Raw genomic sequence first — 10461 nt, 5'->3', positions numbered from 1 at the left:
CCCGGGTAGGTCCCGCCGTGGCCAAGGCGGTGGCCGAGGCCGCCCGGAAGTCCGGCGTGGCCCGGATCTGAGCGTAAAAGGGGCTGTCCGAAACGGACAGCCCCTCAATCTGTCGAACGGGTCTTATCGACGGTCTGAGCAAATTGATATGAAGGTAAAAGACCGGGAACCTTAACGGTTCCCGGTCAAGCCATCTTTTCCTCCGAAATCTTGGGCCGGCAGAGTGTTTCAACCGCCCGTTTCAGCAGCCTGATACACTGGAATTGACAGGGCGCTTTATAACAGGAAGAAGCGCTTGTCCCCCTTGACAAAGGGAAAAAACTGTGATACATTTGGCACACTGCGAAGAAAAGGACCAGTAGCGCGGTAGGCTCCTGCCCAGAGAGACCCCGGTTTTGGTGCGACGGGGGAGAGGAGCGCGGCGTGAATACCCCTTGGAGCAGCCGCCCGAACCGGCCTACCGGCCCAGTAGGGGACAGGCCGGGAGCGCCCGTTACCGCGCCGGAGTCACGCACTCCACGAGGCCCTCTCCGCGAGGAGACGGGCGAACCAGAGGTGGTACCGCATTGATGCCCTCTGTCCGAAATTCCGGACGGAGGGTTTTCTTTGTTTTCCACAGATTGACGCGGGAGGGATACTATGACCGCAAGCCGGCGAGGCACCCTGTTTGTTTGTGCCGCCGCGGTACTGTACAGCATCGGGGGACTGTGCATCAAGGTGATCCCCTGGAACGGAATGTCCATCAACGGCGGGCGCACCGCCATCGCCCTGCTGGTCATCGGCGGGTATCTGATCTGGACCCGGCATCCCCTGCGGCTCAACCGTTGGGTCCTGCTGGGGGCGCTGTCCGTATTCGGGACCAACGCCCTGTTTTCCGTGGCCAATAAGCTGACCACCGCGGCAAACGCCATCGTGCTGCAATTTACGGTCCCCATCTTCGTCATGCTGTTCTCCGCCCTGTTTTTCCGGAAGCGGCCGGGACGGTTGGACCTGGCCGCCTGCGCTGTGATCTTCGGCGGCGTCCTGTTCTTTTTTGTGGACAGCCTGTCGATGGGGGGCGGGCTGGGCAATCTCATTGCGCTGCTGTCCGGTGTGTCTTACGCCGGGGTGTTTCTGATGAACGACATGCCCAACGGCGACGCCATCTCCTCCGTGTTCTGGGGGGATGTGCTGTCGGCGCTGGCCGGGCTGCCCTTCCTGCTCCGGGAGACCCAGTTCACGCGGACGGCGCTGGTCAGTCTGGTGGTGCTGGGCGTGTTCCAGGTGGGCGTGGCCTACGTTTGCCTGTGTATCGGACTGAAAACAACGCCGCCTGTCACCGCGAGCCTGGTTTCCGGGATCGAGCCGGTACTCAACCCCATTCTGGTGGCCCTGTTTTATGGGGAGCGGATCGGCGGCTTTGCCATGGTCGGCGCCGCGGTGGTCATTGTAGGCGTGGTGGGCTACAATGTTTTGAAGGGGCGGCAGAGCAGGGAACCCGCGCGCCCGTGAGATTTTGCAGATTCAATAGGTTACAATAAAGAAGGAGAGATCAGAAATGACTTGCTACGAAGAACTGAAAGCCCGTGGGCTCATCGCCCAGGTGACCAATGAGGAGGAAATCTCCAAGATGATCAACGAGGGGAAAGCCGTGTTCTACATCGGCTTTGACCCCACCGCCGATTCCCTCCACGTGGGCCACTTCATGGCCCTGTGTCTGATGAAGCGGCTGCAGATGGCGGGCAACAAGCCCATCGCCCTGATCGGCGGCGGCACCGGCATGATCGGCGACCCCTCCGGCCGTACCGATATGCGCTCCATGATGACCCCCGAGACCATCCAGCACAACTGCGACTGCTTCAAGAAGCAGATGGAGCGGTTCATCGAGTTCGGCGAGGGCAAGGCCCGGATGATCAACAACGCCGATTGGCTGCTGAAGCTGAACTATGTGGAGGTCCTGCGTGAGGTCGGCGCCTGCTTCTCCGTCAATAACATGCTCCGGGCCGAGTGCTACAAGCAGCGGATGGAGAAGGGCCTGTCCTTCCTGGAGTTCAACTACATGATCATGCAGTCCTACGACTTCTACTACCTGTTCCAGCACTACGGATGCAACATGCAGTTCGGCGGCGACGACCAGTGGTCCAACATGCTGGGCGGCACTGAGCTGATCCGCCGCAAGCTGGGCAAGGACGCCCACGCCATGACCATCACCCTGCTGCTCAACTCCGAGGGTAAGAAGATGGGCAAGACCGCCAAGGGCGCCGTGTGGCTGGACCCCAACAAGACCTCTCCTTACGAGTTCTACCAGTACTGGCGCAACGTGGGCGACGGCGATGTGCTTAAGTGCCTGCGGATGCTCACCTTCCTGCCTCTGGAGCAGATCGACGAGATGGACAAGTGGGAGGGCAGCCAGCTGAACACCGCCAAGGAGATCCTGGCCTTTGAGCTGACCAAGCTGGTCCACGGCGAGGAGGAAGCCAAGAAGGCCCAGGAGGCCGCCAAGGCCCTGTTCGTGGGCGGCGGCGACATGAGCAACGTGCCCGCCACCACCCTGACCGCCGAGGATCTGAACGACGGCGCCATCGGCGTGCTGGATCTGATGGTCAAGTGCAAGCTGGCTCCTTCCAAGAAGGAGGCCCGCCGTCTGGTGGAGCAGGGCGGCGTAGAGGTCAACGGCGAGAAGGTGGCCGCCGCCACCGTCAGCTATACCGCCGCCGACCTGTCCGGCGACGGCCTGATGATCAAGAAGGGCAAGAAGGTCTTCCACCGGGCTCAGATGTAAAAAGGATAAAAAACGCGGCTGCCGACGGCAGCCGCGTTTTTTATCCCTAAAATTGGCCTAAGTCCCGAACGACCGCCGAGGCCAGCACCAGGCCGGCGGCGGCGGGGACGAAGGAGATGGAGCCTGGAGTGGCCCGCCGGGCAGTGGAGCCGGGCCGGGTGTCCGAGCCCGCCGGGGCCTCGGTCTCGATGGGCCGGGCGGGGGAGAGGGGCTCCTCTCTGGAATAGACTACCTTTAGGTGCTGGATGCCCCGCTTCCGCAGTTCTTTACGCATGACCCGGGCCAGGGGGCAGCCCTGTGTCTTGGAAATATCGGTAATCTCAAAGGCGGTGGGGTCCAGCTTGTTGCCCGATCCCATGGCACTGATGATTTTTACCTGTAAGGTGGTACACCTTGACACTAATTCCAGCTTGGCGGCCACCGTGTCGATGCAGTCCACCACATAGTCGTACTGGCTCAGGTCCACCTGGTCGGCGTTCTGGGGGAGGTAGAACATCCGGATGGCTTTCACATCACAGGCGGGATTAATGTCCCGGACCCGGGCGGCCACCACTTCGGCCTTGGGCTGGCCGATGGTGGAGTGGAGGGCGGCGATCTGCCGGTTCAGGTTGCTCTCGGAGACGGTGTCGTCGTCATAGAGGTGTAAAGTACCGACGCCTGCCCGTGCCAGGGCCTCCACGCAGAAACCGCCCACGCCTCCCACGCCAAAGACGGCCACCTTGGCGGCGGCCAGCCGGTCCAGAGGCTCGTCCCCGATGAGCAGACGGGTGCGGATAAATGGATCGAACATATTAGATCGCTCCTTTTTTGCGTCTTGTTTTGGAGGTACAAAGCGACTCGCCACAGTCCCGGTTTACGAAGGAATGAAACTGTCCGCCCTGGTGACTGAGCGTACCCCGCTGACCTTTTTTCAGCTCACGCCAGATTTCGTAGGGCACGTCGCAGTCCACGACGGTATCCCGGGCGGAGATGTAAAAGTGGATCATATACACGCCGACGTGCTCTGACTTGGCGTGGACCAGGGCTTCTTCCGTCAGAAGAGGCTCGCCGTCCGCCTTGTCCACACCGATTTGAAGGTTGACCTGGCGCAATATGGGACGCGCCAGTAATCTGAGCAGAGAATTTATCATATCGTGTCCCTCGCTGGCTGTTTTTACACCACTATACCATAGTCCGAATTAAATGAAAAGAAAAACTGCCTCTTGCGAGCGCAAGAGGCAGTTTGTAAAGCGTTTTTGATTCTTCCGTTCAAGAACAACTCACTTCACCAGCATACTCATGTCATACATACCGGGGGCGGTGACGGTAGCCATGAATTTGGCGGCCTCCACGGCGCCCTGGGCGAAGATCTCACGGGAGAGGGCGGTGTGCTTGATCTCCATGACCTCGTCATGACCGGCAAAGATGATCTCGTGCTCGCCCACGATGGTGCCGCCCCGGATGGCGGAGATGCCGATTTCCTTCTTGTCCCGGGGTTGACGGACGCTGTGGCGCTCAAATACATACTCCGTCTCATGGCCGCAGGCGGAAGCGGCCGCGTCGGCGATCATCAGAGCGGTGCCGCTGGGGGCATCCACCTTACGGCGGTGGTGCCGCTCCACGATCTCAATGTCATAGCTGTCCCCCAAAACGGCGGCGGCCTTTTTCACCAGCTCCAGCAGCACGTTGATGCCCAGAGACATGTTGGCGGACCGGAAGATGGGGACCTCCAGGGCGGCGGCGCCGATCTGGGCCACCTGCTCGGGGGTGTAGCCGGTAGTGGCCAGCACCAGAGGCGTTTTGGTGGCTTTGCCAAAGGCCAGCAACCCCTCCAGAGCGGCGGGGGAGGAGAAGTCAATGACGGCGTCGGCCTTGCCCTGGAACTGGGCGGGGGAGGAGAACACCGGGAACTCCCGGTCGGTGGACCCCATCACGTCGAAGCCGGCCACCACCTCCACCTGGGGATCGGCGGCGCACAGGGAGGCCACCACCCGGCCCATATGGCCGTTGCAGCCGGAAATGATTATCTTCAGCATAGAGAGATGCTCCTTTTTATTCACGCCTGGGCTATGTTACTTCAGCAGGCCCATGCGCTCCATGGAGGCGCGCAGGACGGCCAGATTCTTATCAGAGATGTCGCACAGGGGCAGACGCAGGGGACCGGCCTCCATGCCCATCAGATTCATGGCGGCCTTGACGGGGATGGGGTTGACCTCGCAGAACAGCGCGTCGATCAGATCCATGTACTGGATCTGGAGCTGGGAGGCTGCCTCAAAGCTGCCATCCAGGCACAGGTGGCTCATCTTCACCATGACCTCGGGAGCAATGTTGGACACCACGGAGATGACGCCCTTGGCGCCCAGAGCCATCATGGGCACCACCTGGTCGTCGTTGCCGGACCAGATGTAGAAGTCGTCGCCGCACAGGAAGCGGGTGTGGGCCAGAAGGGAGAAGTTGCCGCTGGCCTCCTTGACGCCGTTGATCTTGGGGTTGGCGGAGAGGATCTTGTAGGTCTCGGCGGTAAAGGACACGCCGGTGCGGCTGGGCACGTTGTACAGGATCAGGGGCAGCTCGGTGCGCTCGGCGATGTACTCATAGTGCTTGACCAGACCGGTCTGGCTGGCCTTGTTGTAGTAGGGAGTGACCAGCAGGGCGGCGTCGGCGCCGGAGTCCTGGGCGTGCTGGGTCAGATAGACAGCCGCGGAGGTGTCGTTGCTTCCGGTGCCGGCAATGACCTTGACCCGGTGGTCCACCCGCTTGACGCAGTACTCCACGGCGGCGATGTGCTCCCGGATGGACATGGTGGCGGACTCGCCGGTGGTGCCGCAGACGCAGACGGCGTCCACGCCGGCGGCGATCTGGGCGTCGATCAGGCGGCCGAAGGCGTCGTAATTGATGTTGCCGTTCTGGTCAAAGGGGGTGACCAGGGCGGGGCAGGTGCCGGTAAAGACGGGAGTTCTCATGGTTGAAACATCCTTTCTCGATGAGTTGGGCGCGGGGAGCTTCGGCGTGATATAACGTCCTCGGCTCTCTCACTCCTCACTGCATATTACTTGCGGTCAATGTATCCTTCGGCGCAGAGCAGCTCGGCCAGGAGGACGGCTCCGCCGGCGGCGCCCCGGAGGGTGTTGTGGGCCAGACCCACGAACTTGTAGTCATACTGGGTGTCGGGACGCAGACGGCCCAGGGAGACGGCCATGCCGCCCTCCAGCTCGCGGTCCAGTCTGGCCTGGGGACGGTCGGGCTCCTCAAAGTAGTGGAGGAACTGCTTGGGGGCGGAGGGAAGCTCCAGCTCCTGGGCGCGGCCCTTGAAGTTGGCCCACTCCTGCTTGATGGTCTCGATAGAGGGGGCCTCGCCCTTGAAGGAGACAAAGGCGGCGGCGGTGTGGCCGTCGGACACGGGGACGCGGAGGCACTGGGCGGTGATGGCGGGGCCTTCCGCCTTGACGATCTTGCCGTCCTGGATGTGGCCCCAGATCTTCAGCGGCTCCTGCTCGCTCTTTTCCTCCTCGCCGCCGATGTAGGGGATCAGGTTATCCACCATCTCGGGCCAGCGCTCGAAGGTCTTGCCGGCGCCGGAGATGGCCTGATAGGTACACACCAGCACCTTGTCCACGCCGTACTTCATCAGGGGATGCAGAGCGGGAGCATAGCCCTGGATGGAGCAGTTGGACTTGACGGCGATGAAGCCCCGCTTGGTGCCCAGGCGCTTGCGCTGGAAGGGGATGATCTCCAGATGCTCCGGGTTCATCTCGGGCACCACCATAGGCACGTCGTCGGTCCAGCGGTGGGCGGAATTGTTGGACACCACGGGGCACTCAGCCTTGGCGTAGCGCTCCTCCAGAGCCCGGATCTCGTCCTTCTTCATATCCACGGCGCAGAACACAAAGTCCACCAGAGAGGCGATCTTCTCCACGTCGGCCTGGGCGTCCATGACCACCAGCGGCTTGGCCTCCTCGGGGATGGGCTTGGTCATGGCCCAGCGGCCCGCCACAGCCTCCTCATAGGTCTTGCCGGCGCTGCGGGGGCTGGCGGCGATGACGGTGAGCTGGAACCAGGGGTGGTTCTCCATCAGAGTGACGAAGCGCTGGCCCACCATGCCGGTACCGCCGATAATACCTACTTTATACTTTTCCATTTCAAACTACCTCCAAAACCTCTCTGGGTATTTTATGACCTGACTAAAAAATAGATGCGTCCGGGCCCCGGACATGGGGCAAAGGGAAAAAATAAATCAGCGGCTTTTCAAGCGGCTGATTTTGTACTATAATGTCGACTGAGGGTCTCGGGAAAGGACAGCCGGCAAAATATTCACAAAAGCAGACAGCGCTCCATCAGGTGTTCCTGATGACAGTCGCAAGGCTCTTAACCAGGCGACCAGAGCCTCCTCCCACCGGCGGAGGGACCCTTCGGCGGCTTTCCCTTTCGACATGGCTGAAGCGGGGACCGGCCCCCTGGCCATGCTTACTGATGTAAGCCGCAACCTCTATCCTGCATAATTTGACCTTATCCTATCATTTTTCAGATTGGGTGTCAATAGAACAATTCAGAAGAAACAGAGAAATGGAGCAGACCATGAGAAAAAGATTTATGCAACTTGCCGCTGTTCTCCTTGCAATGACACTGTGCGTTCCCACTGTCTGGGCGGCGCGCACAAACGGCAGCGGCGACGTGAAGATCCGGGTGGGGCTGGCCTCTTCCAGCTCCCATAACGATACAGGGGAACTGGCCTGCGCCCACCTGCAGAACAACACGGGGTACGGGGCCGGATATCGGTTCGGGTACTATGACAGCGATCTGGATTTCGTGGAATTGGGCCGCACCGATGAGAGCGTCACCGAGGTTGCGGTGCTCAAGACCCAGAACATGTATTACGGATATGTGGCCTCGGCGGGCAAGTATACATACTCCGACGCCATCACCAGCGACGTGGCGGTGGGCTGTTACCACATCCGGATCCCCGGCTCCTACAGCACCTATGAAGACGCGGCCGCCGACGCGGCCATCTTCGGCGGCTTCGTAGCCTGGATCGACGGGGCGTATCAGGTCCGGGTGGGGGCCTACCTCAGCCGCGAGGGAGCGGAGGGGGCTCTGGCCACCATGGAGCAGGGGACCATCGTGGGCACCAGCTCCTATGGTGTCAACGTGGTGGAGACGGGGACTGACCGTATTCTGTTCCAATTTGACGGTGGCGCTTCCCAGGCCCTGGGCATTCTGCCGGACGTCACCGGAGCGGATGACGTGCGGACCTGGTTCGTCGGCTTCAAGTACCGGGGCGGCTTTACCTATCAGCGCGTCGGAGGCGGAAACCTGACGGTGGTCAACGTGGTGGAGCTGGAGGACTATGTGAAGGGCGTGGTCTGCTATGAGATGGGCCGGGAGTGGCCGCTGGACGCCTTAAAGGCCCAGGCCATCTGCGCCAGGACCTATGCGCTGAAGCGGCTGAATTACCACGGCAGCCTGGGCTTTGATGTGTGCAACACCGACTACTGCCAGGTGTACCGGGGGGCGGGCAGCAACCGGATCGACTACGGCCCCAGCGCTGTCAGCGACCGGGCGGTGGAAGAGACGGCCGGAGAGGTGCTCTGGTACAAGAACACCCTGGCGGATACCTTCTTTTCCTCCAGCCACGGCGGAGCCAGCGAGAGCGCCTATTACATCTGGGGCACCAGTATGGAGAAATATCCCTATCTCTGCGGTGTGACGGATCCCTATGAGGAGACCATCGCCGACAAGAACAGCTACTCCTCCTGGACCGTGACCTATTCTGCATCCGCACTGGCAAAGCGCCTTCAGGGCTATGGCTACGGCACCAATACCTCTATTGACCACCTGGAGCTGACTTACTCGGAACTGGGCAATGTGATCAAGGTCAAGGTAGCTTATGCCAACGGTCAGAGCAATACCATAACCCCTCGGACCAGCCCGGGAATCCGGTCGGCCTTTGGGGTGAACTCCATCCGCTTTACCGTCAACGGCCAGACGGTACAGGAGGGGAGCGGGAGCAAGCCCGCCGCGGGCGGCGGCTGCGCCGTCAACGGAACGGGTTCCCTATCCAGCCTGGAGGGGCTGTACTCCATCTCTGGGAGCGGCACCACGGAGAAGGCGGGGGAGGACCTGTATGTGATCTCCGGAACGGGAAAGACTTCCAAGCTGGAGGAGGGTTCCGGCTCCAATGAGAACACCGGCGGCACCAACCAGGGGGGCGGCACCGTCACCGTCTCGGGCAGCTCCTATGTGTTCACCGGCTCCGGCTGGGGGCATCAGGTGGGCATGAGCCAGTACGGCGCCAACGCCATGGCCCGGCTGGGCTTCTCCTATGACGAGATCGTGGAGTTCTATTTCCCCGGCACCCAGGTGGGGGACTACCAATAATCATTTTACGATAAGAAAGGCGTAATCTCATTGAAAACTTCTGATTTTGACTTTTATCTCCCCGAGGAGCTGATCGCCCAGACACCGCTGGAGCGGCGGGACGCATCCCGGCTGCTGACTCTGGACAAGACCACCGGAGAGGTGGGCCACCACCACTTTTATGACCTGCCCCGGTATCTGCGTCCCGGGGACTGTCTGGTGATGAACGACTCCCGGGTGCTGCCTGCCCGGCTCATCGGCCACCGGCCCACCGGAGGAGTATGCGAGGTGCTTCTCCTTGTGGACAAGGGGGAGGGCCTGTGGGAGTGTCTGGTCCGTCCGGGCCGAAAGCTGAAGCCCGGGGCCCAGGTCATCTTCGGCGACGGCCAGCTCACCGCCACCATTGAGGCGGAGGTCGAGGACGGCAAGCGGCTGGTCCGCTTCCACTACCAGGGCATTTTCCTGGAGATCCTGGAGCAGCTGGGCAAGATGCCCCTGCCTCCCTATATCAAGACGGAGCTCCAGGATCAGGAGCGGTACCAGACGGTATACTCCAAGGTGGTGGGCTCCGCGGCCGCTCCCACCGCCGGCCTGCATTTTACGCCGGAACTGCTGGCGCAGATCCGGGATATGGGTGTAAAGGAGTGTTACATTACACTTCATGTTGGCCTTGGCACATTCCGCCCGGTGAAAGCGGAGGATATCCAGGACCATGAGATGCACTCGGAGTTCTGCCAGATCAGCCAGGAGACGGCGGATATCATCAATGAGACCAAGAAAAACGGGGGAAGGGTCATCTGCGTGGGCACCACCTCCTGCCGCACCATCGAGTCCTTCGCCGCCGAGGACGGCACCATGACCGCCCGGTCCGGGTGGACCAACATCTTCATCTATCCCGGCTATCGGTTCAAGGTGCTGGACGCCCTCATCACCAATTTCCACCTGCCCCAGTCCACCCTCATCATGCTGGTGTCCGCTCTGGCGGGCCGGGAGCATGTGCTGACCGCATACGAAGAGGCGGTGAAGGAGAAGTACCGCTTCTTCTCCTTTGGGGACGCCATGCTGATTGCCGACGGGCTGAAGAAGGGAGAACTGGAATGAGTCCATTAACTGAGCTGCCCAATATCGGTCCGGAGTTGGCCCGCCTGCTGGAGCAGGCGGACATCCATGACCCGGAGACCCTGCGGGAGCTTGGAACGGAGGCGGCCTTTCTGCGGCTGAAGGCCCGGGCCCCCGCCGCCTGCTTCCACAAGCTCACCGCTCTGGAAGGGGCGGTCCGGGGCGTGTGCAAGACCCAGCTGCCCCCGGAGCGCAAAGCGGAGCTGCGCCGATTTTTCGATGGCTGCTCCGGGAAAAAATGAACAGGA

Annotated in this window: 10 protein-coding genes and 1 riboswitch; of the genes, 5 read left to right on the top strand and 5 right to left on the bottom strand. The window is 61.3% G+C overall.

Annotated elements, in window-relative coordinates:
• The first annotated feature begins 639 nt into the window (after positions 1-639).
• Together I6E39_RS04550 and tyrS are read left to right on the top strand one after the other, a co-directional pair.
• Entirely contained in the window at positions 640-1491 is an 852-nt protein-coding gene (locus I6E39_RS04550; RefSeq protein ID WP_235380417.1) for a DMT family transporter, read from the top strand.
• A 46-nt stretch (positions 1492-1537) separates the two neighbouring features.
• On the top strand, positions 1538-2761 hold the full coding sequence (gene tyrS / locus I6E39_RS04545) for a tyrosine--tRNA ligase (protein ID WP_235380415.1): 1224 nt from the start codon (positions 1538-1540) through the stop codon (positions 2759-2761).
• Positions 2762-2807: 46 nt separating this feature from the next.
• Here tyrS and I6E39_RS04540 read toward each other — a convergent pair whose 3' ends face one another.
• The 5 genes from I6E39_RS04540 to asd all read right to left on the bottom strand — a co-directional run bounded on the left by I6E39_RS04540 (position 2808) and on the right by asd (position 6878).
• Complete coding sequence (locus tag I6E39_RS04540; RefSeq protein WP_235380413.1) at positions 2808-3551, bottom strand: tRNA threonylcarbamoyladenosine dehydratase; 744 nt, start codon at positions 3549-3551, stop codon at positions 2808-2810.
• 1 nt (position 3552) lies between these two features.
• Positions 3553-3891 (bottom strand): DUF2500 domain-containing protein, encoded by a 339-nt coding sequence (locus I6E39_RS04535; protein WP_235380412.1) that lies wholly within the window; start codon positions 3889-3891, stop codon positions 3553-3555.
• 129 nt (positions 3892-4020) lie between these two features.
• Complete coding sequence (gene dapB, locus I6E39_RS04530; protein WP_235380410.1) at positions 4021-4776, bottom strand: 4-hydroxy-tetrahydrodipicolinate reductase; 756 nt, start codon at positions 4774-4776, stop codon at positions 4021-4023.
• 36 nt (positions 4777-4812) lie between these two features.
• The gene (dapA, locus tag I6E39_RS04525) at positions 4813-5703 is read right to left on the bottom strand and encodes a 4-hydroxy-tetrahydrodipicolinate synthase (RefSeq protein WP_235380409.1); all 891 of its coding nucleotides are present in this window, start codon (positions 5701-5703) and stop codon (positions 4813-4815) included.
• A gap of 86 nt (positions 5704-5789) precedes the next feature.
• Positions 5790-6878: an aspartate-semialdehyde dehydrogenase gene (asd, locus tag I6E39_RS04520; RefSeq protein WP_235380408.1), complete on the bottom strand. Its 1089-nt coding sequence runs from the start codon at positions 6876-6878 to the stop codon at positions 5790-5792.
• Positions 6879-7056: 178 nt separating this feature from the next.
• A riboswitch (Lysine riboswitch) is annotated at positions 7057-7237 on the bottom strand.
• 93 nt (positions 7238-7330) lie between these two features.
• Here asd and I6E39_RS04515 point away from each other — a divergent pair.
• Genes I6E39_RS04515 through I6E39_RS04505 form a run of 3 tightly spaced genes read left to right on the top strand, consistent with a single transcriptional unit; the run spans position 7331 to position 10455 of the window.
• The gene (locus tag I6E39_RS04515) at positions 7331-9115 is read left to right on the top strand and encodes a SpoIID/LytB domain-containing protein (RefSeq protein ID WP_235380407.1); all 1785 of its coding nucleotides are present in this window, start codon (positions 7331-7333) and stop codon (positions 9113-9115) included.
• Positions 9116-9145: 30 nt separating this feature from the next.
• Entirely contained in the window at positions 9146-10195 is a 1050-nt protein-coding gene (gene queA / locus I6E39_RS04510) for a tRNA preQ1(34) S-adenosylmethionine ribosyltransferase-isomerase QueA (RefSeq protein WP_235380406.1), read from the top strand.
• The gene (locus I6E39_RS04505) at positions 10192-10455 is read left to right on the top strand and encodes a TfoX/Sxy family protein (RefSeq protein WP_235380404.1); all 264 of its coding nucleotides are present in this window, start codon (positions 10192-10194) and stop codon (positions 10453-10455) included. Before queA ends, I6E39_RS04505 begins: the two co-directional genes overlap by 4 nt.
• Positions 10456-10461: the final 6 nt, after the last annotated feature.

Origin of the sequence: Pseudoflavonifractor phocaeensis (assembly GCF_021531375.1) — a bacterium.
GTDB lineage: Bacteria > Bacillota > Clostridia > Oscillospirales > Oscillospiraceae > Lawsonibacter > Lawsonibacter phocaeensis_B.
This window is presented reverse-complemented; position numbering and strand designations above follow the sequence as displayed.